The organism is Vibrio tubiashii ATCC 19109, from assembly GCF_000772105.1.
In the GTDB taxonomy this organism is placed as follows: domain Bacteria; phylum Pseudomonadota; class Gammaproteobacteria; order Enterobacterales; family Vibrionaceae; genus Vibrio; species Vibrio tubiashii.
The window spans coordinates 3,139,270-3,164,254 of sequence record NZ_CP009354.1; the positions used below are offsets into that span (position 1 = coordinate 3,139,270).

Sequence of the window (24,985 nt, forward strand, 5' to 3'; positions counted from 1 at the left end):
AATATGAAAAGTGTTGTTTTGGTCAGATGTTATTTATATCTCACTCAATAGCAATAAGTCATGTAAACGATTCACTTCAACATCTGGTAGTATGCGAGCTTTATTGACCTGGTAAATGTTCACACCTTGATCATTATACCAACAGGCTTGAAAGCCACTTTTCTTCGCCCCTACCACATCAGAAATTAAGTGATCTCCGACATGCAAAATATTCTCGTCAGGCACAGATAAGAAAGATTGAGCTTTATTGAATAGCTGTGGATGTGGCTTTGCGTAACCATCTGGTCCAGCCTTTAATACTAAAGAAAAGTAATCAGATAAGCCGATCTTCTCAACATCAACATTACCATTGGTTATCGCAACTAATGGTAAGCGCTTAGCGAGTTCTGCCATTACCTCATGTGACTCCTGCGGGACAGTAAAGTCACTACGCAGGCGAAGCACCTCATCAATAGCCTCGTTCGCCGCCTGCTCTGCCTGCTGCGGCTGATAGCCAAGAATATATAAACCCTTTTCAATCTGCTTAAAGCGCCACAGCGTGACGTCATTGAGCAGCCAAGGATCGTCCTCCGCCAATGAGCGCTTTAAGTCATACCACCAGCGCAACGTCTTCGTTGCAGAGATAGGGTGATGCTTATGCAGCCAAGCCACCATTTTTGCCTCTACTTGACGAATGACCGGGTGATTATCATAAAGGGTATCGTCAAGGTCGAAGGTCATCGCTTGGATCGGTTTCAAATGGCGGAAAAACTGCATTACTCGCTATCCTTCTTCTTCGCTCTTGGGTGGGCCTGGTCGTACACTTCGGCAAGATGCTGAAAATCTAGGTGAGTATAGATTTGCGTGGTCGAGATATTCTCATGCCCGAGCAATTCCTGCACCGCACGCAGATTGTTACTCGATTCCAGCATATGCGTGGCGAAAGAGTGGCGCAATTTATGCGGGCTGATATGACTGGCTACCGACTGCTTTTGTCCCCACTCTGCCATTCGTTTCTGCACATTGCGATGTGAGATCCTTACGCCTAGTTTAGAGACAAATAAACCATTCTCATCACTATTGGCTACGCTAGCTCTTAGCTTCAACCACTTGGCAACCCACTCTGCCGCCATGCCGGAAAAAGGCACCTTTCGCTCTTTGTCACCTTTACCGACAACCCTAAGTTCACCAGCGGAGAAGTTGACATCTTTAACATTAATACTGACCAATTCCGCCAAGCGTAAACCGGCCCCATACATCAGTTCCATCATGGCTCTATCGCGTACCGCTAATGGATCGTCTTCGTTCACTTCAAGTAGTTGACCCACTTCATCCACATCTAGGTTTTTAGGCAGTGGACGTTTCTTACGCGGTGCCGAGACACCTTTAGCAGGATTTGCCGTCATTTCTCCACGCAAGATCAAGAAATCAAAGAAGCTACGCAGCGAAGATAATCGAGTCGCCAAGCTGCTGGCTTTCATACCTTCTCGCATACCTTTACTGGCTAACTGACGCACCCAACCCGCATCAACCTGTTGCCACTCTTTTAGCCCCAAATGAGCCAGATGCTGCGCCATGGTTTCAAGTTGTTGTTTGTAGTTACGTTGAGTATGTAAGCTCAGCCCCTTTTCACTACGCAAATATTCGTAGAAACGTTCAAGGGGCCGTTGGAGACCATTAGGCAGAGGTGCTAGTGATTCGCTCATGGTCTTCGCTTTGCCAAGGTAGGCTGTCGACTAGGTGGGAAAGAACTAAGGCTAGATGGCGCAAGAATAAAGTATCCATATGCGGTTGGAAGTGTCCGCCATCGCTGCTCGAAAAGACCAGAACACCTTGTAGGGATTTCTTCTGTAGTGGTAACACCACGTAGGAGCCCATTTCCGGAGCACGTTGATTGTCACCAAACAACAATTCGCGATCCACTTTACGCATACGGCCTAGGTAAGCGCCCTTGCCATTGAGATGGTTGGTCGCAAAGCGTTGGTAATTTTCTTTGCTTAATGAATAGTAACTTGATTCGTTATCCAACAGACGAACATAAGCAATGAGATCGAGTGATTTAGCCATTTCTTCAATCGCTTTCACCACCGAAAGCAATGAATCGCACTTAAGGATTTGTTCCTGGAGCTGCATAAACTCATGGAACGTACGATCATTACTCTTTGCCAATGACATTAAAGCGGTGATCTCTTCTTCCAACTCTTCAATACGCTGGCGTTGGCGGTTCATTTGTACATGCACTAATGAAACAGCACCTTGCTCTTGATGAGGTAACGCCAGTCTATCGACTAAATCTCGACGATGATGAAAAAAGTCCGGATTGTCACGTAAGTATTCGGCAACCACTTCTGCCGTAAGCGCATCCGCTTCAATTTGAGACACGTCTGTTCCTTATTGTTTCTTATTATCTACCCATAATAGTTGGGGCTATTAGCAGCTTAGTTGACCGTCAAACACATGGGTAGCAGGCCCTGTCATATAGAGAGGTTTTCCCTCGCCCAGCCACGCTATTTTAAGCGAGCCACCCGGCAAGTTAACCGTGACTTTCTCATCCAGTAATCCCTGAACAACGCCAACGGCAACCGCACCACATGCACCACTGCCACAAGCCTGAGTTTCTCCTGCGCCGCGCTCGTACACTCGTAAGTTCACTTCATTGCGACTTACGATCTGCATAAAACCAGCGTTAACGCGTTCAGGGAAACGTTCATGAGATTCCAATAGTGGTCCCAGTGTATCAACATCCGCCGTCGCGACATCATCAACCACAGTCACCACATGAGGGTTCCCCATGCTGACTGCGCCGCAGAAAAGCGTCTTGTCTTCTGCACGAAGGATGTAGGTCTTCTCCGTTTGCTTAGCTTTAAATGGAATCTTACTCGGTTCGAATTCAGGCACACCCATATTAACCGTGACCTGATCATCTTCCTCGATGTTAAGAACCATTTTGCCTTTCTTAGTGCTGACACTGATGCTGTACTTATTGGTCAGCCCTTTCATGCGCACAAAACGAGCAAAACAGCGCGCGCCATTTCCACATTGTTCTACTTCACTGCCATCAGCATTAAAAATCCGATAGTGGAAGTCTGTTTCTGGATCATATGGCGCTTCAACCACGAGTAGTTGGTCAAAACCCACCCCAGTATGACGATCCGCTAAGCGGCGGATCAGATCAGGGGAAAAGAAAATGTTCTGGGTAATGCAATCAACGACCATGAAGTCATTACCCAGACCGTGCATTTTAGAAAAATGGAAATGCATAAGACTCCAATTACTCCGGAAGTACGTTTTCAAGCGCCCATAGGCTAGAGAGTTCTTCACGCTGGCGAACTAGGTGTGCTTGCTTACCATCAACCATCACTTCTGCCGCTCGGCAGCGCGTGTTGTAGTTCGATGACATCACAAAACCATAGGCTCCAGCAGAGCGCACAGCCAAGAGATCGTTCTCTTGCAGCACTAATGCGCGGTCTTTACCTAGGAAGTCGCCCGTCTCACAGATAGGCCCTACTAGGTCATAAGTCACGGCTTCGCCTTCACGCGGCACAACTGGCACAATATCTTGCCAAGCTTGGTACAAAGCAGGACGCATCAAGTCATTCATCGCGGCATCAATGATAGCGAAGTTTTTATGCTCAGTATGCTTAAGGAATTCAACCTTAGTCAGCAGCAGCCCGGCATTTGCAGCGATGGCTCGGCCTGGCTCAAAAATCAATTCAAGGTCTTGATGGTTATCCAAACGGCCAAGCAGTGCTTTAGCATAATCTGAAGGCTCTGGTGGCAGTTCATCACGATAGACAACGCCTAAGCCACCACCCACATCAAGGTGCTTAATGGTAATGCCTTGTGCTTTAAGATCATCAATTAGCGCAAGCAATCGATCGGTCGCATCAATGAAAGGCTCGATGTCGGTTAGCTGTGAACCGATATGGCAATCAATACCTTGAACATTGAGGTTTTCTAGACTTTGCGCAAACTTGTAAACCGCAGGCGCACGGTCAAACGCGATACCAAATTTGTTATCACGTAAACCTGTCGAAATATAAGGGTGAGTATTCGCATCAACGTCTGGGTTAATACGCAGTGAAATTGGCGCTTTCACACCAAGCTCGCCAGCTACTTTGTTCAGGCGCTCTAACTCTGGCTCAGACTCTACATTGAAGCACTTAATGCCTAGCTCTAGCGCGCGCTTCATTTCAGCTGCGGTTTTACCGACACCTGAGAACACCACTTTGCTTGGCTCACCACCAGCAGCAATCACACGCTCTAACTCGCCACCTGAGACGATATCAAAGCCAGAACCCAAACGTGCTAAAGCATTTAGTACACCAATGTTAGAGTTCGCTTTGACTGCGTAACAGACAAGATGCGGGTGCTGACCGACTGACTTATCAAAAGCATGCCAATGGCGCTCTAGAGTCGCGCGCGAGTATACATAAAGTGGTGTACCAAACTGCTGCGCCAGTTCAGTCAATGAGACGTCTTCGGCCCATAGCTGGCCATCATCCTGATAGTTGAAGTAATCCAAAGTACTTTCCCTTATATTCTGATTATCGTTTTATTGTGAAGGTTGCTCTTTTTGTGGAGCGTCTTCAGGCATGTATAGAGGTCCAGTTTGACCACAGCCAGCTAAGCCAAGGACTGAAAAGATAAATAGCGCTAAGATTGATTTTTTCATGGGTTCTATCGTGATTATTCTGTCAATGCCCCCTATAATCGCACCACACTCAAGAAAAGCAATAGGATAGATTAGATGAACGATACTGAATTTCATCAGTTAGTAGATGTTCAAATGCAAATCATCGAGGAAATGATTGATGATTCAGGTGCGGACATCGACTACGAGACTTCTGGAAACGTAATGACACTGGAGTTTGAAGACCGTAGTCAAATCATTATCAACCGCCAAGAGCCAATGAAAGAGATCTGGCTAGCCTCTAAATCCGGCGGTTTCCACTTTGCGCTCGTTGAAGAGCAGTGGACTTGCTCGAAAACAGGTCTTGAGTTGATTGCCATGGTTAAGCAAGAGTGTGAAAAGCACTGCGATGAAGACATTGAGTGGGAATAACCACCCATTAAGAACAATAAAAAAGAGCATCTGTGGATGCTCTTTTTTTGTATCTAGGCGTTAACGATTTTGCTCGGTCTTGAGTAGCTTGCCCCATCATTACGATACGGAACAATGTAAGACTCATCATCTTCCGGGTGAACAATCTGATAATACTGCGGTAAGTTGAAGTTAATCAGCTTAGAAGACAATGGATTCTCATCTTGTACCGAGGTGTAAAAACTATTCACGCTCGCGATCATCTCGTCTTTCTCACCTTTGAACTGATGGTAGACTTCAACGCGATTCGCTTCATCCAGTACATAGATATTAAAGCCTTGCTCACTGTCTTCGAAGAAGAACTGAATCAGACCCTCACTGGCAAACCCATCAACAATTTCAGGTAACTGGTAATCTTGCTCTTTATCAAGCATTAGCAGCGGTGAACCCTTCAACTTATTGGTTGAGATACTGCGATAGAAGTCGACCGAGTTTTCCAGCATTTGTACCGAAACGCCACGACGCTCAAAGAACAAACCATAAGTTTGCTGACCAATACGCAAAGCTTTAAAACGGCGGCGCTTTTCTTGCTCAACAGGTTTTAAGCGTAAATCTATACATTCAGCAAGAAGCTGATACACCATATTACGCATCACACCACGCAGGTTTTTGCTGTAACAGAACACATCAACTGACTCTGGCGGAATCGCATCTTGGTGCATTTTACCTAATACCGTTTTCAAGGCATCCAACATGGCGGTTTCGCCTTTAAAATGCAGAGTACGCACTTCATGCCAAGAGTTACGATAAACCAAGTCGACACTGCCGACTAAACACTTCTGCTCAGAACCAAAACTAAAAATATCGGTCGTTTTAGGATCAAGCTTAAGTGATTTGCCGCTTAACTCCGACGTTGGATCATTCTCGAAGTTGATAAACATCGCTAACTGGCTAATCTCACACGGGCTAGCTAGTGCCTGCATCGTCGGACGACGCTTACGAAGTGAGAAGGTATTACGCAAATCACTTACCATCTGATAGAACTTGTCGATATCAAGATGCGCATCGCGGATAACAGAATGCAATCGAGTCGATTCAGTGATTAGACCGTTAAAGAAAGACCAAGCAACAAGCTTACTGAGATATTCGTTGTGCTCTAATGGCGCCTGACCAAGAATACGGTGTGGCGTAAGAGGTTGCTTATACAAATACCAGCCAGACTGGTTAGTACGCCCTGGTCTCACTTCAATAAAAGTTAAGTCTGACTCGTGCAAATCAGGTGAAATCTGCGGGTTAAGTAGTGTCACCTTGCCTGGCAGTACTTCAAATGCCGCATACAATTTACGCGCTAAAATACTGATGTCTTGCGGACTGATCGCCGAAGTAATGTCATTACGACGCGCAAACTGAATCAAGTTACGGTAGCTCTGCATCAAGGCATCAAGTAACGCATGATGCACCACTTTTACTTGCTCCACCTTCCAATTACGGCGGTCATCAAGTTCAGCGATCACTGAGCTATCCCAATCCCACTTCTGCACCATGTCAGAGAGTGCTTCACGTCGCCAAGCAACAGAGCCAACACTTGGCTCACGAGAGAGCTTTTCGTGCGTTTTAAGATAAAAACAACGACGCACAAGATCTAAGCGAGTGGTATCACCAATACGCTCTAGATAGCGAGTGACTTTTTCTAGCATCAGATAATACGCATCCATACCATAAAGGTCAGGCTCATGCGCAAAGAAACGGCGCTTAGTATCTAGGCTTAGGAGTTGAGTGTTAGGGTACTCCCACGAATAAGCTTCAAGCAATATGGCTTTTAAAACTGACTTATATGGCGAGTCGATACTCTTATATAACTGCCATAAGTTAGAGCCAAAATATTCCTCTGCAGGGATTCGATTAAGCTGACCGAAATCAATCCATTTCGAACAATCGATATAACCTTTGCCACAGAGGTCTTTCACGTATTCGTCGTAGCACTCTTCCATTTCAGGAGGAACAATTTGCCACAGTAGACGTTGACCGGCGAGACGCACTGCGCTGCGATAGAACTCATCGAGCAGCAGTAAGTGTTGAGAAGAACCACAGTTATCACCCGTCATCTCTTCTGAGTGATTTGAACGGAATCGCTCTTCATCCATTAAGAAGAAGTTGGCTTCCACACCCTGCGTTTGAGCCCAATCGGTGATCAGCAAACATTTGTTAGTAAGACTTTCACGTTCGTCACAACTCATGCTTGGCGAAACGCACACCCAGATATCTAGATCACTGGAAGTACTTTGACCAATCGAGGAAGTACTGCCCATAGTGTACAGACCCAAGATCGCTGGGTTGTCACTGGTAGTAAGCGGCTGACCAATCGTTAACTGAGTATCTTCAACAAACTGTTGCTGGATGTCATTCAATTCAAACTCGCGAACACCGAATGGTACTTGCGCGTCAAAATAACCAGGAATAACTGGATGATTGAAATGAAGCAGTGTTGGGATCAGATGGAACACACGCTGACTTGGCAAATCCATAAGAGCCAGCGCACGCTCAACACGTTGCTGGTTTAGGTTATCAAGTCTTTTAATTAGCGTCTTGGTGTAAGCCTGCAAGGGGGTTTCCTTGGTTCATATCCTAGATGGCACTTTGACTATTAATTGTTCTAAAGCACCAACAAAACGTGATCAATCTATCACTTTTCTTTGAGTTGGTAAAGAAATGTACGATCGATTCGACACAATTTTGCCCATCCGAAGTTGTCGCTCTTAGTGTGGTACGTAACTTCTATTAATAATAATAGCCTATTTTACAAACGAGACCTTAGTCACACTCTTTTAATCATTTTGTGCTAGCAAACACCTAAGCCTCATGCGGTCGAATAAGCAATAATACTTTTCTAGCTGACAATGGTAGGATTAAGCCATTATTTTGTTATCTGCAGAACACTATGACTCAACAAACTCCAATTCGAATTGCGACGCGCAAAAGCCCTCTTGCCCTTTGGCAAGCTCACTATGTTAAAGACGCTTTAATGGCTGCTCACCCTGGTTTAGAAGTTGAGCTAGTGACGATGGTAACCAAAGGCGACATCATCCTAGATACACCTTTAGCAAAGGTAGGTGGTAAAGGCTTGTTCGTTAAAGAGCTAGAAGTGGCTATGTTAGAAGGACGCGCCGACCTTGCCGTTCATTCAATGAAAGATGTCCCTGTCGATTTCCCTGAAGGTCTTGGTTTAGTGACGATCTGTGAACGTGAAGATCCTCGTGACGCATTCGTTTCAAATACCTATAACAATATTGATGAGCTACCTCAGGGTGCCGTAGTAGGTACTTGCAGCTTACGTCGTCAATGTCAGATAAAAGAATCTCGCCCAGATTTAGTAATCAAAGAGCTACGTGGCAACCTCGGCACTCGCCTAGGTAAACTAGACGCAGGCGAATACGATGCCATCATTCTTGCTGCCGCTGGCTTGAAACGCCTTGAGTTAGAAGAGCGCATCAAGAGCTTTATCGAACCAGAACAATCTCTACCGGCGGTAGGACAAGGCGCTGTAGGCATTGAATGTCGTCTTGATGACGAACGCCTAATTAAGTTACTAGAACCACTCAACCACAAAGAAACCGCCGATCGCGTATTGTGTGAGCGTGCGATGAACCTCACTCTAGAGGGCGGCTGTCAGGTACCGATTGGTAGTTACTCTCTAATTGATGGCGACAACATCTGGTTACGCGCTTTGGTCGGCGAACCTGATGGTTCAAAGATCGTTCGTGGTGAGATTCGTGGCTCTCGTACTGATGCTGAAGCTCTAGGTATTGAGCTTGCCAACCAGCTACTCGACCAAGGTGCGAAAGAGATCTTAACCAAGCTATACGCTGAGCACGAGTAACACCTTATGGCAGTACTGGTCACTCGGCCGGGACAACAAGGCCGCTCGCTATGTAACAAGCTGTCAGAGGTTGGTATTGAAAGCCATCACCAACCTTTGATAGACATTCAGCCCGGAGAGCAACTCGAAGGGCTGGAAACTTCCATTTCTCATTTCGATATTATCATCGCCGTCAGTCAGCATGCGGTGACGTCTACCGATAGATACCTGCAAAAACTTGAGCAAAGTTGGCCCAATGGCACGACCTACCTTGCCGTTGGTCAAAAAACTGCACACGTTTTAAGCAAAGCAACCCGACAAACAGTACACTACCCAGAAGTCAGTGATAGTGAACATCTGCTACTACAAGACGCCTTACTCTCTATCGCCAACAAAAAGATCCTGATTCTGCGTGGCAATGGAGGGCGAGAGTTGATATTCGATACTCTAGTCGCCCGTGGCGCTCAAGTTGAATATCGCGAGGTGTATAAACGAGAAAACCTAGCTTTCCGCTCAGATTTGCTCGTACCTATCTGGCAAAATGAAAAAATAACTCAATTAGTCATCACCAGTTCAGGTCAGCTTAGTTATTTTATTTCTCAACTAACTGATGAGCATAAGGCCTGGCTGTTTACGCTCCATCTGTATGTACCCAGTGAGCGGATAGCGCAACAAGCACGAGAAGTCGGTTTTAAAGTTGTTACCAACACCTTCAGTGCCTCTAATAAAGTATTACTGGCTGCTCTCCGGCCAAGTGAAACAGGACAATAAGTAATGACCAAAAAAAATAACAACGATAACAATATCCCTGACCAAGAAAAAAAATCGGCAGAGGAAATAAGCAAAGCAACAAACGCGTCTGATACTACTGAAACAAAAGCGGAACAACCGGCCGTTGAACAAGCCTCTCAGCCTGAAGCCAAGTCTGCCGCAACTAAACAACCTGAGTTTGAAGAGAAGCAAGGTAAGCGCGGCGTAAAACTTGGCACTATCGGCATTGTCATCTCTTTATTGATAGGCGGCGGTCTCACTTTCCAAATGCAGCAAAAGAATGCTCAATATCAAGCGCAGATAGATGCTCTTCAAGCTCAGCTAAAGCAAACTCAAACCAGTGTTCAGTCAGAACTCGATTCAACTAAGCAACAAGCTATTGCCAAAGCGACAGAAATTACCCACCGTGCTGAAACCGTTCTTGAGCAGCAGCAAAAAAGTATCGAAAGCCTACAAGTTGCGGTAGCTGACGTGAAAGGTCGCCGACCAAATGACTGGCTGCTCGCAGAAGCCGATTACTTAGTTAAACTAGCGGGTAGAAAACTGTTCTTAGAGCACGATGCCGTTAGTGCGACCAAACTGATGGAAAGTGCCGACCAAAGAATTGCGGCGCTTAATGACCCAAGCCTAGTGCCTTTGCGTAAATCTATGGCTAACGACATCACCAAACTAAAAACGGTTCCTCTGGTCGACAGAGAAGGCTTAGTACTACGTATCACTTCACTGCAACAGCAAGTAGATAGCCTGCCATTGGCCAATGCACTATTACCAGAAGCACAACAAGTTGAAAAACAGGTTGTTTCTGAAGATGTGAACGACTGGCAAAATAACTTAATGACGTCTCTAAAAGATTTCTCAGAGAACTTCATAACGTTTAGAACTCGTGATGGCAATGTCATCCCACTACTTTCTCCACAGCAACACTTTTACTTGAAAGAGAATATTAAAGCTAAGCTAGAGACCGCAATCAAAGCTGTTTACGTCGAGCAGCAAGATATCTACAGCACAGCATTAACGACTGCGGATAAATGGTCAGCGACCTTCTTTAACCAAGATTCTAATGAAGTAAAAGAGTTCAATAAGGCGCTTGAACTGTTAAGCAAACAGACGGTGCAAGTTGAGTACCCAGTCAAACTGGAAACACAGCAGCAGCTCTCTGATGTGATTCGTGACCGCTTACGCCGAGAAGTCACCACCCTAGTGACGGAGGAAAACTAATGTTTCGAATTATTTTCCTCTTTGTCGTTCTAGGCTTAGGCTTGTTTGCCGGGACTCAATACGCGGGCCAACAAGGCTACGTATTAATCTCGGTGGCAAATAAAACCATCGAGATGAGCGTTACGACTCTGGTTATCTTTGTTATCGCCGCACTCGCCGCTCTATTTGGTTTAGAGTTCTTGATTAAACGAGCTCTTAGCGCGAGTTCAGCAACCTGGAACTGGTTCAGCGTGCGTAAAATGCGCCGCTCACGCCGTTATACCAATGAAGGCATCATCAAGTTGCTAGAGGGTGACTTCAAATTGGCAGAGAAAAAGGTCACTCGCTGGGCAAACCATCACGACATGCCACTGCTCTGCTACTTAGTCGCTTCGGAAGCAGCGCAAGGTATGGGTAACAACCAACAGCGTGACCATTACCTAGAGTTAGCTTCTCAGCAGAAAGATTCGCAGTTAGCCGTAGAACTTACCCGCGCTAAGCAGCAGATCCGTGATGCTAACTACAACGATGCGTTCGATACGCTCTCGAACATAAAGGGCAGCTATCCCAATAACGCCATTGTCTTGAACCTTCTTAAGCAAGTGTATATTGAGCTAAAGCTATGGCAGCCGCTGTTAGATCTACTGCCTAAGTTAGTCAAAAACAAAATTGTCTCTAAAGAAGAGCAAGAGCCTTTGATGCAACGCGCACAATGCGGACTGCTTAGCGATGTAGCAGAACAGAAAGGCAGTGAAGGCCTCATTGCCCATTGGAATGGTCTACCGCGTAAAGCGAAAGTAGATGCTCACCTTGTTGAGTGTTTCGCTAAGCAGCTGATCTCGCGCCAAGCAGATAATGAAGCGTTTACTTTAATCAAAGAGACACTTAAAAAGCACCCTAACTCTGACCTCTACGCTCTATTGCCAGAGCTTAAGCTTGCCGATAATCACCCAGTAGTGACTTTCCTAGAAGGCGCTCTACGTAAAGACGCGAATAATGCGGAAGCGCACAGCGCCATCGCTCAGTTCCATTTACGCAATGAAGAATGGAGTGAGGCTCAGCAGCACCTAGAGAAGGCACTGTCTGTACGCTCTAATGTATCAGACTACGGTTACCTTTCTGACGCACTAGAAAAGCAGAACCTAACTAAAGCAGCTCATGAAGTGTCGAAGAAGGCACTCACGCTTATCAAAGATCCTGCTGCTTAGTAAAGCAAATACCAATAACCAAGCCACTCGATCGAGTGGCTTTTTTTATATCTAATCAATACGGCGCGATTCGAAAAACATTAAGGGCTGCACGGAGTTCGTCCTACGAAGAACTGGAGAACTGGAGAACTGGAGAACTGGAGAACTGGAGAACTGGAGAACTGGAGAACTGGAGAACTGGAGAACTGGAGAACTGGAGAACTGGAGAACTGGAGAACTGGAGAACTGGAGAACTGGAGAACTGGAGAACTGGAGAACTGGAGAACTGGAGAACTGGAGAACTGGAGAACTGGAGAACTGGAGAACTGGAGAACTGGAGAACTGGAGAACTGGAGAACTGGAGAACTGGAGAACTGGAGAACTGGAGAACTGGAGAACTGGAGAACTGGAGAACTGGAGGATTGTGTCTTTTAGGAGACGAGTGCTGTCAACACCTTCGAAACTATCGGCTCTACCAACTTAATATCAACACTCACCTCTCGCAGGACGAAGTCCATTCCAGCAGCGAAGCGGTTCCCGATTTCCATAGGGCGTAGCCCGTTCCATTCCCCCTTAAACGCAAGAAGCCCGTTGCGTCAGCAACGGGCTTCTAAAACGACGAAAGCCTAGTCGTAAGACTAGGCTTTCTAAATAAGTGGCTGACGGCCGGGCTTGCGGGCAAGCGGGACTCGTTGGTCGCAGAGCAAAATAATCCCGTAGATACAAAAAGACCTCAGCATTGCTGCTGAGGTCTAGAATAAGTGGCGGAGCGGACGGGACTCGAACCCGCGACCCCCGGCGTGACAGGCCGGTATTCTAACCAACTGAACTACCGCTCCGCACTGGTTAGACTCTAAGTCTAAATTTAAAGCCTGGCGATGTCCTACTCTCACATGGGGAAGCCCCACACTACCATCGGCGCTAATTCGTTTCACTTCTGAGTTCGGCATGGAAATCAGGTGGGTCCAAATCGCTATGGTCGCCAAGCAAATTCTTTAATTCGGAAAGCTGTTTTAAGTTCTGTAGTTACACATTCAAAGTTCTTGCTTTGAGTCCATCAAAACCCTTTGGGTGTTGTATGGTTAAGCCTCACGGGCAATTAGTACAGGTTAGCTCAACGCCTCACAACGCTTACACACCCTGCCTATCAACGTTCTAGTCTCGAACAACCCTTTAGGACCCTCAAGGGGTCAGGGAAGACTCATCTCAGGGCTCGCTTCCCGCTTAGATGCTTTCAGCGGTTATCGATTCCGAACTTAGCTACCGGGCAATGCGTCTGGCGACACAACCCGAACACCAGAGGTTCGTCCACTCCGGTCCTCTCGTACTAGGAGCAGCCCCCTTCAATCTTCCAACGCCCACGGCAGATAGGGACCGAACTGTCTCACGACGTTCTAAACCCAGCTCGCGTACCACTTTAAATGGCGAACAGCCATACCCTTGGGACCGACTTCAGCCCCAGGATGTGATGAGCCGACATCGAGGTGCCAAACACCGCCGTCGATATGAACTCTTGGGCGGTATCAGCCTGTTATCCCCGGAGTACCTTTTATCCGTTGAGCGATGGCCCTTCCATACAGAACCACCGGATCACTATGACCTGCTTTCGCACCTGCTCGAATTGTCATTCTCGCAGTCAAGCGGGCTTATGCCATTGCACTAACCTCACGATGTCCAACCGTGATTAGCCCACCTTCGTGCTCCTCCGTTACTCTTTGGGAGGAGACCGCCCCAGTCAAACTACCCACCAGGCACTGTCCTCAACCCGGATAACGGGTCTAAGTTAGAACATCAACACTACAAGGGTGGTATTTCAAGGACGGCTCCACCGATACTGGCGTACCGGTTTCAAAGCCTCCCACCTATCCTACACATGTAGGGTCAATGTTCAGTGCCAAGCTGTAGTAAAGGTTCACGGGGTCTTTCCGTCTAGCCGCGGGTACACTGCATCTTCACAGCGATTTCAATTTCACTGAGTCTCGGGTGGAGACAGCGTGGCCATCATTACGCCATTCGTGCAGGTCGGAACTTACCCGACAAGGAATTTCGCTACCTTAGGACCGTTATAGTTACGGCCGCCGTTTACCGGGGCTTCGATCAAGAGCTTCGACTTACGTCTAACCCCATCAATTAACCTTCCGGCACCGGGCAGGCGTCACACCGTATACGTCATCTTACGATTTTGCACAGTGCTGTGTTTTTAATAAACAGTTGCAGCCACCTGGTATCTGCGACTCTCAATAGCTCCATCCGCAAGGGACTTCACCGTCAAGAGCGTACCTTCTCCCGAAGTTACGGTACCATTTTGCCTAGTTCCTTCACCCGAGTTCTCTCAAGCGCCTTGGTATTCTCTACCCGACCACCTGTGTCGGTTTGGGGTACGATTCCTTACAATCTGAAGCTTAGAGGCTTTTCCTGGAAGCATGGCATCAATGACTTCACTACCGTAGTAGCTCGACATCGTGTCTCAGCCTTAAAGAGAGCCGGATTTACCTAACTCTCAAGCCTACGCACTTGAACCTGGACAACCGTCGCCAGGCCCACCTAGCCTTCTCCGTCCCCCCATCGCAATTGTAAGAAGTACGGGAATATTAACCCGTTTCCCATCGACTACGCCTTTCGGCCTCGCCTTAGGGGTCGACTTACCCTGCCCCGATTAACGTTGGACAGGAACCCTTGGTCTTCCGGCGAGGAGGTTTTTCACCCCCTTTATCGTTACTCATGTCAGCATTCGCACTTCTGATACCTCCAGCAGACTTTACAATCCACCTTCAACGGCTTACAGAACGCTCCCCTACCCAATACGATAAATCGCATTGCCGCAGCTTCGGTTTATAGCTTAGCCCCGTTACATCTTCCGCGCAGGCCGACTCGACTAGTGAGCTATTACGCTTTCTTTAAATGATGGCTGCTTCTAAGCCAACATCCTAGCTGTCTAAGCCTTCCCACATCGTTTCCCACTTAGCTATAATTTGGGACCTTAGCTGGCGGTCTGGGTTGTTTCCCTCTCCACGACGGACGTTAGCACCCGCCGTGTGTCTCCCGGATAGTACTTACTGGTATTCGGAGTTTGCAAAGGGTTGGTAAGTCGGGATGACCCCCTAGCCTTAACAGTGCTCTACCCCCAGTAGTATTCGTCCGAGGCTCTACCTAAATAGATTTCGGGGAGAACCAGCTATCTCCAGGTTTGATTGGCCTTTCACCCCTAGCCACAAGTCATCCGCTAATTTTTCAACATTAGTCGGTTCGGTCCTCCAGTTGATGTTACTCAACCTTCAACCTGCCCATGGCTAGATCACCTGGTTTCGGGTCTATATCCAGCAACTCGACGCCCAGTTAAGACTCGATTTCTCTACGGCTCCCCTAGATGGTTAACCTTGCTACTGAATATAAGTCGCTGACCCATTATACAAAAGGTACGCAGTCACACCACGAAGGTGCTCCTACTGCTTGTACGTACACGGTTTCAGGTTCTATTTCACTCCCCTCACAGGGGTTCTTTTCGCCTTTCCCTCACGGTACTGGTTCACTATCGGTCAGTCAGTAGTATTTAGCCTTGGAGGATGGTCCCCCCATATTCAGACAGGATATCACGTGTCCCGCCCTACTCGATTTCACTGATGATGAGATGTCGGTTACGGGGCTATCACCCTGTATCGCTGAGCTTTCCAGCTCATTCACCTGTCTCATTAAAAGCTTAAGGGCTAGTCCAATTTCGCTCGCCGCTACTTTCGGAATCTCGGTTGATTTCTTTTCCTCGGGGTACTTAGATGTTTCAGTTCCCCCGGTTCGCCCTGTTAACCTATGTATTCAGTTAACAGTAACTGCTTATGCAGTTGGGTTTCCCCATTCAGAAATCCCAGACTCAAATGGTTGTTACTACCTAATCTGGGCTTATCGCAAGTTACTACGTCTTTCATCGCCTCTGACTGCCAAGGCATCCACCGTGTACGCTTAGTCACTTAACCATACAACCCCAAAGGGTCTCTGTTTAAACAACCAAAGTTGTCTGCATTTTTATACATGTGCAGACACGATTTTGCCGGACTCAAATTTCCAAGAACACTTGAATGTGTGTTGGTACCTAAAAACATAGTTTTAGGATTTGAGAACTTTTAATTGAATAACAACGCATCTCATAGAGATGGGGATTGTTGTTATTCGTCAGCTTTCCAAATTGTTAAAGAGCATGTTTCTTCACAAGGAAGTACATTTTCTAAAGACTTTCGGCGTCGAAAATTCCAACCACATACTATTTACTGAAGTGGTTTGGAAATCCTAATCCAAAAATACTTAGAGAATGGTGGGCGATACCGGGCTCGAACCAGTGACCCCCTGCTTGTAAGGCAGGTGCTCTCCCAACTGAGCTAATCGCCCACATAAGTTTTAATTCTTCGTGGAGAAGAATGGTGGGTCGTGCAGGATTCGAACCTGCGACCAATTGATTAAAAGTCAACTGCTCTACCAACTGAGCTAACGACCCAATGGTATCCCGTAGGGGAGTCGAACCCCTGTTACCGCCGTGAAAGGGCGGTGTCCTAGGCCTCTAGACGAACGGGACACTAAGTTGAACATCTTGGGGGATGTTCTATCTCTTAAACTACATAAACCATCAATCTGTGTGAACACTCATCGCAATAATCATCGTATAAGGAGGTGATCCAGCCCCAGGTTCCCCTAGGGCTACCTTGTTACGACTTCACCCCAGTCATGAACCACAAAGTGGTGAGCGTCCTCCCGAAGGTTAAACTACCCACTTCTTTTGCAGCCCACTCCCATGGTGTGACGGGCGGTGTGTACAAGGCCCGGGAACGTATTCACCGTGGCATTCTGATCCACGATTACTAGCGATTCCGACTTCACGGAGTCGAGTTGCAGACTCCGATCCGGACTACGACGCACTTTTTGGGATTCGCTCACTTTCGCAAGTTGGCCGCCCTCTGTATGCGCCATTGTAGCACGTGTGTAGCCCTACTCGTAAGGGCCATGATGACTTGACGTCGTCCCCACCTTCCTCCGGTTTATCACCGGCAGTCTCCCTGGAGTTCCCGACATTACTCGCTGGCAAACAAGGATAAGGGTTGCGCTCGTTGCGGGACTTAACCCAACATTTCACAACACGAGCTGACGACAGCCATGCAGCACCTGTCTCAGAGTTCCCGAAGGCACCAATCCATCTCTGGAAAGTTCTCTGGATGTCAAGAGTAGGTAAGGTTCTTCGCGTTGCATCGAATTAAACCACATGCTCCACCGCTTGTGCGGGCCCCCGTCAATTCATTTGAGTTTTAATCTTGCGACCGTACTCCCCAGGCGGTCTACTTAACGCGTTAGCTCCGAAAGCCACGGCTCAAGGCCACAACCTCCAAGTAGACATCGTTTACGGCGTGGACTACCAGGGTATCTAATCCTGTTTGCTCCCCACGCTTTCGCATCTGAGTGTCAGTATCTGTCCAGGGGGCCGCCTTCGCCACCGGTATTCCTTCAGATCTCTACGCATTTCACCGCTACACCTGAAATTCTACCCCCCTCTACAGTACTCTAGCCTGCCAGTTTCAAATGCAATTCCGAGGTTGAGCCCCGGGCTTTCACATCTGACTTAACAAACCACCTGCATGCGCTTTACGCCCAGTAATTCCGATTAACGCTCGCACCCTCCGTATTACCGCGGCTGCTGGCACGGAGTTAGCCGGTGCTTCTTCTGCAGCTAACGTCAAATGATAGTGCTATTAACACTACCACCTTCCTCACTGCTGAAAGTACTTTACAACCCGAAGGCCTTCTTCATACACGCGGCATGGCTGCATCAGGCTTGCGCCCATTGTGCAATATTCCCCACTGCTGCCTCCCGTAGGAGTCTGGACCGTGTCTCAGTTCCAGTGTGGCTGATCATCCTCTCAGACCAGCTAGGGATCGTCGCCTTGGTGAGCCCTTACCTCACCAACTAGCTAATCCCACCTGGGCATATCCTGACGCGAGAGGCCCGAAGGTCCCCCTCTTTGAGCCGAAGCTATTATGCGGTATTAGCCATCGTTTCCAATGGTTATCCCCCACATCAGGGCAATTTCCCAGGCATTACTCACCCGTCCGCCGCTCGACGCCGTTAACGTTCCCCGAAGGTTCAGTTAACTCGTTTCCGCTCGACTTGCATGTGTTAGGCCTGCCGCCAGCGTTCAATCTGAGCCATGATCAAACTCTTCAATTTAAGATTTTGTCGGCTCAATGAATACTGAACATTACATAAGTAATGTTTGAATTGACTGTGCTGAGTCTTTCGACTCGTTGGTCACTTCGTATCATTGAAACCTAATTTGAAACCGAAGTTTCTAATTGGATTATCATCAACGAGTGCCCACACAGATTGATAGGTTTATATTGTTAAAGAGCTTTGCTTTCAGTACCTTAGTACTTAAGCAGGACGCGTATAATACGCTATTGACTCAGTAAGTCAACATAAAACTCTAAGAAAACTTAAAGATTTATGGTGACTTGTCTACAAAGCAGACAAAGTCGAAATTAAAGCCTGGCGATGTCCTACTCTCACATGGGGAAGCCCCACACTACCATCGGCGCTAATTCGTTTCACTTCTGAGTTCGGCATGGAATCAGGTGGGTCCAAATCGCTATGGTCGCCAAGCAAATTCTTTAATTCGGAAAGCTGTTTTAAGTTCTGTAGTTACACATTCAAAGTTCTTGCTTTGAGTCCATCAAAACCCTTTGGGTGTTGTATGGTTAAGCCTCACGGGCAATTAGTACAGGTTAGCTCAACGCCTCACAACGCTTACACACCCTGCCTATCAACGTTCTAGTCTCGAACAACCCTTTAGGACCCTCAAGGGGTCAGGGAAGACTCATCTCAGGGCTCGCTTCCCGCTTAGATGCTTTCAGCGGTTATCGATTCCGAACTTAGCTACCGGGCAATGCGTCTGGCGACACAACCCGAACACCAGAGGTTCGTCCACTCCGGTCCTCTCGTACTAGGAGCAGCCCCCTTCAATCTTCCAACGCCCACGGCAGATAGGGACCGAACTGTCTCACGACGTTCTAAACCCAGCTCGCGTACCACTTTAAATGGCGAACAGCCATACCCTTGGGACCGACTTCAGCCCCAGGATGTGATGAGCCGACATCGAGGTGCCAAACACCGCCGTCGATATGAACTCTTGGGCGGTATCAGCCTGTTATCCCCGGAGTACCTTTTATCCGTTGAGCGATGGCCCTTCCATACAGAACCACCGGATCACTATGACCTGCTTTCGCACCTGCTCGAATTGTCATTCTCGCAGTCAAGCGGGCTTATGCCATTGCACTAACCTCACGATGTCCAACCGTGATTAGCCCACCTTCGTGCTCCTCCGTTACTCTTTGGGAGGAGACCGCCCCAGTCAAACTACCCACCAGGCACTGTCCTCAACCCGGATAACGGGTCTAAGTTAGAACATCAACACTACAAGGGTGGTATTTCAAGGACGGCTCCACCGATACTGGCGTACCGGTTTCAAAGCCTCCCACCTATCCTACACATGTAGGGTCAATGTTCAGTGCCAAGCTGTAGTAAAGGTTCACGGGGTCTTTCCGTCTAGCCGCGGGTACACTGCATCTTCACAGCGATTTCAATTTCACTGAGTCTCGGGTGGAGACAGCGTGGCCATCATTACGCCATTCGTGCAGGTCGGAACTTACCCGACAAGGAATTTCGCTACCTTAGGACCGTTATAGTTACGGCCGCCGTTTACCGGGGCTTCGATCAAGAGCTTCGACTTACGTCTAACCCCATCAATTAACCTTCCGGCACCGGGCAGGCGTCACACCGTATACGTCATCTTACGATTTTGCACAGTGCTGTGTTTTTAATAAACAGTTGCAGCCACCTGGTATCTGCGACTCTCAATAGCTCCATCCGCAAGGGACTTCACCGTCAAGAGCGTACCTTCTCCCGAAGTTACGGTACCATTTTGCCTAGTTCCTTCACCCGAGTTCTCTCAAGCGCCTTGGTATTCTCTACCCGACCACCTGTGTCGGTTTGGGGTACGATTCCTTACAATCTGAAGCTTAGAGGCTTTTCCTGGAAGCATGGCATCAATGACTTCACTACCGTAGTAGCTCGACATCGTGTCTCAGCCTTAAAGAGAGCCGGATTTACCTAACTCTCAAGCCTACGCACTTGAACCTGGACAACCGTCGCCAGGCCCACCTAGCCTTCTCCGTCCCCCCATCGCAATTGTAAGAAGTACGGGAATATTAACCCGTTTCCCATCGACTACGCCTTTCGGCCTCGCCTTAGGGGTCGACTTACCCTGCCCCGATTAACGTTGGACAGGAACCCTTGGTCTTCCGGCGAGGAGGTTTTTCACCCCCTTTATCGTTACTCATGTCAGCATTCGCACTTCTGATACCTCCAGCAGACTTTACAATCCACCTTCAACGGCTTACAGAACGCTCCCCTACCCAATACGATAAATCGCATTGCCGCAGCTTCGGTTTATAGCTTAGCCCCGTTACATCTTCCGCGCAGGCCGACTCGACTAGTGAGCTATTACGCTTTCTTTAAATGATGGCTGCTTCTAAGCCAACATCCTAGCTGTCTAAGCCTTCCCACATCGTTTCCCACTTAGCTATAATTTGGGACCTTAGCTGGCGGTCTGGGTTGTTTCCCTCTCCACGACGGACGTTAGCACCCGCCGTGTGTCTCCCGGATAGTACTTACTGGTATTCGGAGTTTGCAAAGGGTTGGTAAGTCGGGATGACCCCCTAGCCTTAACAGTGCTCTACCCCCAGTAGTATTCGTCCGAGGCTCTACCTAAATAGATTTCGGGGAGAACCAGCTATCTCCAGGTTTGATTGGCCTTTCACCCCTAGCCACAAGTCATCCGCTAATTTTTCAACATTAGTCGGTTCGGTCCTCCAGTTGATGTTACTCAACCTTCAACCTGCCCATGGCTAGATCACCTGGTTTCGGGTCTATATCCAGCAACTCGACGCCCAGTTAAGACTCGATTTCTCTACGGCTCCCCTAGATGGTTAACCTTGCTACTGAATATAAGTCGCTGACCCATTATACAAAAGGTACGCAGTCACACCACGAAGGTGCTCCTACTGCTTGTACGTACACGGTTTCAGGTTCTATTTCACTCCCCTCACAGGGGTTCTTTTCGCCTTTCCCTCACGGTACTGGTTCACTATCGGTCAGTCAGTAGTATTTAGCCTTGGAGGATGGTCCCCCCATATTCAGACAGGATATCACGTGTCCCGCCCTACTCGATTTCACTGATGATGAGATGTCGGTTACGGGGCTATCACCCTGTATCGCTGAGCTTTCCAGCTCATTCACCTGTCTCATTAAAAGCTTAAGGGCTAGTCCAATTTCGCTCGCCGCTACTTTCGGAATCTCGGTTGATTTCTTTTCCTCGGGGTACTTAGATGTTTCAGTTCCCCCGGTTCGCCCTGTTAACCTATGTATTCAGTTAACAGTAACTGCTTATGCAGTTGGGTTTCCCCATTCAGAAATCCCAGACTCAAATGGTTGTTACTACCTAATCTGGGCTTATCGCAAGTTACTACGTCTTTCATCGCCTCTGACTGCCAAGGCATCCACCGTGTACGCTTAGTCACTTAACCATACAACCCCAAAGGGTCTCTGTTTAAACAACCAAAGTTGTCTGCATTTTTATACATGTGCAGACACGATTTTGCCGGACTCAAATATTAAACATCGCAAGGATGTTTCCAAGAACACTTGAATGTGTGTTGGTACCTAATTCATAGAATTAGGATTTGAGAACTTTTAATTTGAATAACAACGCATCTCAAAGAGATGGGGATTGTTGTTATTCGTCAGCTTTCCAAATTGTTAAAGAGCTAGATTTCTTTCGAAACCATTTTTAAGAACACTTACGCAAATGCGCTTAAAGATGGTGGAGCTAAGCAGGATCGAACTGCTGACCTCCTGCGTGCAAGGCAGGCGCTCTCCCAGCTGAGCTATAGCCCCATCAGGTGTTGATACTGTGTGCCAATTCTTCTGGGAGGAAGATTGGTGGGTCTGAGTGGACTTGAACCACCGACCTCTCGCTTATCAGGCGAACGCTCTAACCACCTGAGCTACAGACCCAGTATCGTCTCTTAACGTGTATAAACATATCAATCTGTGTGAACACTCATCGCAATAATCATCGTATAAGGAGGTGATCCAGCCCCAGGTTCCCCTAGGGCTACCTTGTTACGACTTCACCCCAGTCATGAACCACAAAGTGGTGAGCGTCCCCCCGAAGGTTAAACTACCCACTTCTTTTGCAGCCCACTCCCATGGTGTGACGGGCGGTGTGTACAAGGCCCGGGAACGTATTCACCGTGGCATTCTGATCCACGATTACTAGCGATTCCGACTTCATGGAGTCGAGTTGCAGACTCCAATCCGGACTACGACGCACTTTTTGGGATTCGCTCACTTTCGCAAGTTGGCCGCCCTCTGTATGCGCCATTGTAGCACGTGTGTAGCCCTACTCGTAAGGGCCATGATGACTTGACGTCGTCCCCACCTTCCTCCGGTTTATCACCGGCAGTCTCCCTGGAGTTCCCGACATTACTCGCTGGCAAACAAGGATAAGGGTTGCGCTCGTTGCGGGACTTAACCCAACATTTCACAACACGAGCTGACGACAGCCATGCAGCACCTGTCTCAGAGTTCCCGAAGGCACCAATCCATCTCTGGAAAGTTCTCTGGATGTCAAGAGTAGGTAAGGTTCTTCGCGTTGCATCGAATTAAACCACATGCTCCACCGCTTGTGCGGGCCCCCGTCAATTCATTTGAGTTTTAATCTTGCGACCGTACTCCCCAGGCGGTCTACTTAACGCGTTAGCTCCGAAAGCCACGGCTCAAGGCCACAACCTCCAAGTAGACATCGTTTACGGCGTGGACTACCAGGGTATCTAATCCTGTTTGCTCCCCACGCTTTCGCATCTGAGTGTCAGTATCTGTCCAGGGGGCCGCCTTCGCCACCGGTATTCCTTCAGATCTCTACGCATTTCACCGCTACACCTGAAATTCTACCCCCCTCTACAGTACTCTAGTCTGCCAGTTTCAAATGCAATTCCGAGGTTGAGCCCCGGGCTTTCACATCTGACTTAACAAACCACCTGCATGCGCTTTACGCCCAGTAATTCCGATTAACGCTCGCACCCTCCGTATTACCGCGGCTGCTGGCACGGAGTTAGCCGGTGCTTCTTCTGCAGCTAACGTCAAATGATGCCGCTATTAACGACACCACCTTCCTCACTGCTGAAAGTACTTTACAACCCGAAGGCCTTCTTCATACACGCGGCATGGCTGCATCAGGCTTGCGCCCATTGTGCAATATTCCCCACTGCTGCCTCCCGTAGGAGTCTGGACCGTGTCTCAGTTCCAGTGTGGCTGATCATCCTCTCAGACCAGCTAGGGATCGTCGCCTTGGTGAGCCCTTACCTCACCAACTAGCTAATCCCACCTGGGCATATCCTGACGCGAGAGGCCCGAAGGTCCCCCTCTTTGAGCCGAAGCTATTATGCGGTATTAGCCATCGTTTCCAATGGTTATCCCCCACATCAGGGCAATTTCCCAGGCATTACTCACCCGTCCGCCGCTCGACGCCGTTAACGTTCCCCGAAGGTTCAGTTAACTCGTTTCCGCTCGACTTGCATGTGTTAGGCCTGCCGCCAGCGTTCAATCTGAGCCATGATCAAACTCTTCAATTTAAGATTTTGTCGGCTCAATGAATACTGAACATTACATAAGTAATGTTTGAATTGACTGTGCTGAATCCGAAGATTCAATGGTCACTTCGTATCATTGAAACCTAAATTGATACCCCTCTTTATTTAGAGAAATATCTATTTGGATTATCATCAACGAGTGCCCACACAGATTGATAGGTTTATATTGTTAAAGAGCTTTCTTCTTTGTGACTTACATCACTTCGGAAGAGGCAGCCATTCTAGCGTTTCAATTTGAAGTGTCAAACACTTTTTTGAATTTTTTGTTTCACTAAATTTGAGTTGAAACTTCGCTAGTTGGCTTTACTGACTTTTCGCTGAAGCCTTGTGGCGTCTGCCGTGTCAGTGGAAGCGCATTATAGGGAGTTGAGATTTAAGCGCAAGCCCTTTTTCAAATAAAATTGAAAAAAATGACCGTTCGTTGAATTTGTATGCAAAAGCATAAAAAAAGGGAGCAAAACGCTCCCTTTTTAACCTGAATTCTTAAGCTTTATATAAAAGCATAAGCATCGGCATACATTCTTTCTGCTTGAGCTTGCTTATTGAGGGTAAATTTCTCGCGCGCAGCGCCCGCCATTTCAAAGCGTCCAGCGATATAGATGTCATACTCTGCTAACGAATCGAAATCTTGCTCTACCGCTTGAAGAACATTACCTACTTTTCCTTGCCATTCCGCAGGAGCATCTTCTATTACAGGTACAAACTGAACATTACGATTATTCGCCGCAATCTCTTCAAGTTCTGGTTTCGCGTATAGCTGGCATTCGTCACGCCCACCCCAATATAAGTAGATAGGGTTAGTTTTGTTTTGTGCGATGCAATGATCGAGGATAGAACGCACATAACTAAAGCCAGTACCACCTGCGATCAACAAAATAGGACGCTCACTCTCTTCTTGGATCCAAGCATCGCCGTGTGGCGCGTCGATAGTAATCTCACCGTCTTGCTCCAGTGCAGTTTTCATCGCTTCTACTACTTCGTGAGCGTAAGCATTGTGTTCTGCAGCACCGATATGCAGTTCCAGTTCACCTTCATGGCGACATGGGCTGCTCGCAATAGAAAATGGTCTTTTATCTTTTTCACCCATAACAACCATCAGGTACTGGCCAGCTTTAAAACTTACTGGGCTTTCTGGGTGCAATAGAATTTGGTAAGTATTGCAAGCCAACGGCTGGATTGACTTTACTTTACATTGAATAGTCATGGTTT

14 protein-coding genes, 6 tRNA genes and 6 rRNA genes are annotated in these 24,985 nt (G+C 47.7%); 6 read left to right on the top strand and 20 right to left on the bottom strand.

What is annotated here, in order from left to right:
* Nucleotides 1-33: 33 nt before the first annotated feature.
* From yigB to lptM, 6 genes are read right to left on the bottom strand one after another with little or no spacing between them, the layout of a single operon-like run.
* On the bottom strand, nucleotides 34-756 hold the full coding sequence (gene yigB, locus IX91_RS14390; RefSeq protein WP_004745023.1) for a 5-amino-6-(5-phospho-D-ribitylamino)uracil phosphatase YigB: 723 nt from the start codon (nucleotides 754-756) through the stop codon (nucleotides 34-36).
* On the bottom strand, nucleotides 756-1,685 hold the full coding sequence (xerC, locus tag IX91_RS14395) for a tyrosine recombinase XerC (protein ID WP_004745022.1): 930 nt from the start codon (nucleotides 1,683-1,685) through the stop codon (nucleotides 756-758). Before xerC ends, yigB begins: the two co-directional genes overlap by 1 nt.
* Nucleotides 1,657-2,361, bottom strand: a complete 705-nt coding sequence (locus tag IX91_RS14400) for a DUF484 family protein (RefSeq protein WP_004745021.1) — start codon at nucleotides 2,359-2,361, stop codon at nucleotides 1,657-1,659. Before IX91_RS14400 ends, xerC begins: the two co-directional genes overlap by 29 nt.
* A 48-nt stretch (nucleotides 2,362-2,409) precedes the next feature.
* Nucleotides 2,410-3,240 (bottom strand): diaminopimelate epimerase, encoded by an 831-nt coding sequence (gene dapF, locus IX91_RS14405; RefSeq protein ID WP_004745020.1) that lies wholly within the window; start codon nucleotides 3,238-3,240, stop codon nucleotides 2,410-2,412.
* 10 nt (nucleotides 3,241-3,250) lie between these two features.
* Complete coding sequence (gene lysA, locus IX91_RS14410) at nucleotides 3,251-4,504, bottom strand: diaminopimelate decarboxylase (protein ID WP_004745019.1); 1,254 nt, start codon at nucleotides 4,502-4,504, stop codon at nucleotides 3,251-3,253.
* Between the two features lie 30 nt (nucleotides 4,505-4,534).
* Entirely contained in the window at nucleotides 4,535-4,654 is a 120-nt protein-coding gene (gene lptM / locus IX91_RS27025) for an LPS translocon maturation chaperone LptM (protein WP_004745018.1), read from the bottom strand.
* Between the two features lie 75 nt (nucleotides 4,655-4,729).
* Here lptM and cyaY point away from each other — a divergent pair, with 75 nt between their 5' ends.
* The gene (cyaY, locus tag IX91_RS14420) at nucleotides 4,730-5,044 is read left to right on the top strand and encodes an iron donor protein CyaY (RefSeq protein WP_004745017.1); all 315 of its coding nucleotides are present in this window, start codon (nucleotides 4,730-4,732) and stop codon (nucleotides 5,042-5,044) included.
* Nucleotides 5,045-5,097: 53 nt separating this feature from the next.
* Here cyaY and IX91_RS14425 read toward each other — a convergent pair whose 3' ends face one another.
* Nucleotides 5,098-7,626, bottom strand: a complete 2,529-nt coding sequence (locus IX91_RS14425; protein WP_004745016.1) for a class I adenylate cyclase — start codon at nucleotides 7,624-7,626, stop codon at nucleotides 5,098-5,100.
* 335 nt (nucleotides 7,627-7,961) lie between these two features.
* Between IX91_RS14425 and hemC the strand changes: the two genes are divergently transcribed.
* The 5 genes from hemC to IX91_RS26775 are packed head-to-tail and all read left to right on the top strand — an operon-like array spanning nucleotide 7,962 to nucleotide 12,591.
* Entirely contained in the window at nucleotides 7,962-8,900 is a 939-nt protein-coding gene (gene hemC / locus IX91_RS14430) for a hydroxymethylbilane synthase (RefSeq protein ID WP_004745015.1), read from the top strand.
* Between the two features lie 6 nt (nucleotides 8,901-8,906).
* Complete coding sequence (locus IX91_RS14435; protein ID WP_004745014.1) at nucleotides 8,907-9,650, top strand: uroporphyrinogen-III synthase; 744 nt, start codon at nucleotides 8,907-8,909, stop codon at nucleotides 9,648-9,650.
* A gap of 3 nt (nucleotides 9,651-9,653) precedes the next feature.
* Complete coding sequence (locus IX91_RS14440) at nucleotides 9,654-10,868, top strand: uroporphyrinogen-III C-methyltransferase (protein ID WP_004745013.1); 1,215 nt, start codon at nucleotides 9,654-9,656, stop codon at nucleotides 10,866-10,868.
* Nucleotides 10,868-12,055 carry a heme biosynthesis protein HemY gene (locus IX91_RS14445; protein WP_004745012.1) on the top strand — a complete coding sequence of 396 codons (1,188 nt, stop codon included), beginning with the start codon at nucleotides 10,868-10,870 and terminating at the stop codon, nucleotides 12,053-12,055. Before IX91_RS14440 ends, IX91_RS14445 begins: the two co-directional genes overlap by 1 nt.
* Nucleotides 12,056-12,090: 35 nt before the next feature.
* Nucleotides 12,091-12,591 (top strand): hypothetical protein, encoded by a 501-nt coding sequence (locus tag IX91_RS26775; protein WP_038550600.1) that lies wholly within the window; start codon nucleotides 12,091-12,093, stop codon nucleotides 12,589-12,591.
* A 205-nt stretch (nucleotides 12,592-12,796) separates the two neighbouring features.
* Here IX91_RS26775 and IX91_RS14455 read toward each other — a convergent pair.
* From IX91_RS14455 to fre, 13 genes are all read right to left on the bottom strand, one after another.
* A tRNA-Asp gene (locus IX91_RS14455) sits at nucleotides 12,797-12,873 on the bottom strand.
* A 31-nt stretch (nucleotides 12,874-12,904) separates the two neighbouring features.
* Nucleotides 12,905-13,021, bottom strand: a 5S ribosomal RNA gene (gene rrf / locus IX91_RS14460).
* Between the two features lie 91 nt (nucleotides 13,022-13,112).
* Nucleotides 13,113-16,002 (bottom strand): 23S ribosomal RNA (locus IX91_RS14465).
* Between the two features lie 333 nt (nucleotides 16,003-16,335).
* Nucleotides 16,336-16,411: transfer RNA gene (locus IX91_RS14470), tRNA-Val, on the bottom strand.
* Between the two features lie 30 nt (nucleotides 16,412-16,441).
* Nucleotides 16,442-16,517 (bottom strand) — tRNA-Lys (locus IX91_RS14475).
* Between the two features lie 2 nt (nucleotides 16,518-16,519).
* Nucleotides 16,520-16,595: transfer RNA gene (locus IX91_RS14480), tRNA-Glu, on the bottom strand.
* A gap of 88 nt (nucleotides 16,596-16,683) precedes the next feature.
* Nucleotides 16,684-18,236, bottom strand: a 16S ribosomal RNA gene (locus IX91_RS14485).
* 316 nt (nucleotides 18,237-18,552) lie between these two features.
* Nucleotides 18,553-18,668: ribosomal RNA gene (rrf, locus tag IX91_RS14490) — 5S ribosomal RNA — on the bottom strand.
* A gap of 91 nt (nucleotides 18,669-18,759) precedes the next feature.
* Nucleotides 18,760-21,649 (bottom strand): 23S ribosomal RNA (locus IX91_RS14495).
* A 294-nt stretch (nucleotides 21,650-21,943) separates the two neighbouring features.
* A tRNA-Ala gene (locus IX91_RS14500) sits at nucleotides 21,944-22,019 on the bottom strand.
* A gap of 43 nt (nucleotides 22,020-22,062) precedes the next feature.
* Nucleotides 22,063-22,139, bottom strand: a tRNA-Ile gene (locus tag IX91_RS14505).
* Nucleotides 22,140-22,205: 66 nt separating this feature from the next.
* Nucleotides 22,206-23,758 (bottom strand): 16S ribosomal RNA (locus IX91_RS14510).
* The 16S, 23S and 5S rRNA genes sit together here with 6 tRNA genes alongside, the layout of an rRNA operon.
* Before the next feature lie 508 nt (nucleotides 23,759-24,266).
* Nucleotides 24,267-24,980 carry an NAD(P)H-flavin reductase gene (fre, locus tag IX91_RS14515; protein WP_004745489.1) on the bottom strand — a complete coding sequence of 238 codons (714 nt, stop codon included), beginning with the start codon at nucleotides 24,978-24,980 and terminating at the stop codon, nucleotides 24,267-24,269.
* Between the last annotated feature and the right edge of the window lie 5 nt (nucleotides 24,981-24,985).

Excerpts from the sequence above, each read along its gene's own strand:
- cyaY (WP_004745017.1), top strand. The coding sequence starts at position 4,730 with ATGAACGATACTGAATTTCATCAGTTAGTAGATGTTCAAATGCAAATC.
- IX91_RS14445 (WP_004745012.1), top strand. The coding sequence starts at position 10,868 with ATGTTTCGAATTATTTTCCTCTTTGTCGTTCTAGGCTTAGGCTTGTTT.
- IX91_RS14435 (WP_004745014.1), top strand. The coding sequence starts at position 8,907 with ATGGCAGTACTGGTCACTCGGCCGGGACAACAAGGCCGCTCGCTATGT.
- xerC (WP_004745022.1), bottom strand. The coding sequence starts at position 1,685 with ATGAGCGAATCACTAGCACCTCTGCCTAATGGTCTCCAACGGCCCCTT.
- IX91_RS14440 (WP_004745013.1), top strand. The coding sequence starts at position 9,654 with ATGACCAAAAAAAATAACAACGATAACAATATCCCTGACCAAGAAAAA.
- hemC (WP_004745015.1), top strand. The coding sequence starts at position 7,962 with ATGACTCAACAAACTCCAATTCGAATTGCGACGCGCAAAAGCCCTCTT.
- yigB (WP_004745023.1), bottom strand. The coding sequence starts at position 756 with ATGCAGTTTTTCCGCCATTTGAAACCGATCCAAGCGATGACCTTCGAC.
- fre (WP_004745489.1), bottom strand. The coding sequence starts at position 24,980 with ATGACTATTCAATGTAAAGTAAAGTCAATCCAGCCGTTGGCTTGCAAT.
- dapF (WP_004745020.1), bottom strand. The coding sequence starts at position 3,240 with ATGCATTTCCATTTTTCTAAAATGCACGGTCTGGGTAATGACTTCATG.
- lptM (WP_004745018.1), bottom strand. The coding sequence starts at position 4,654 with ATGAAAAAATCAATCTTAGCGCTATTTATCTTTTCAGTCCTTGGCTTA.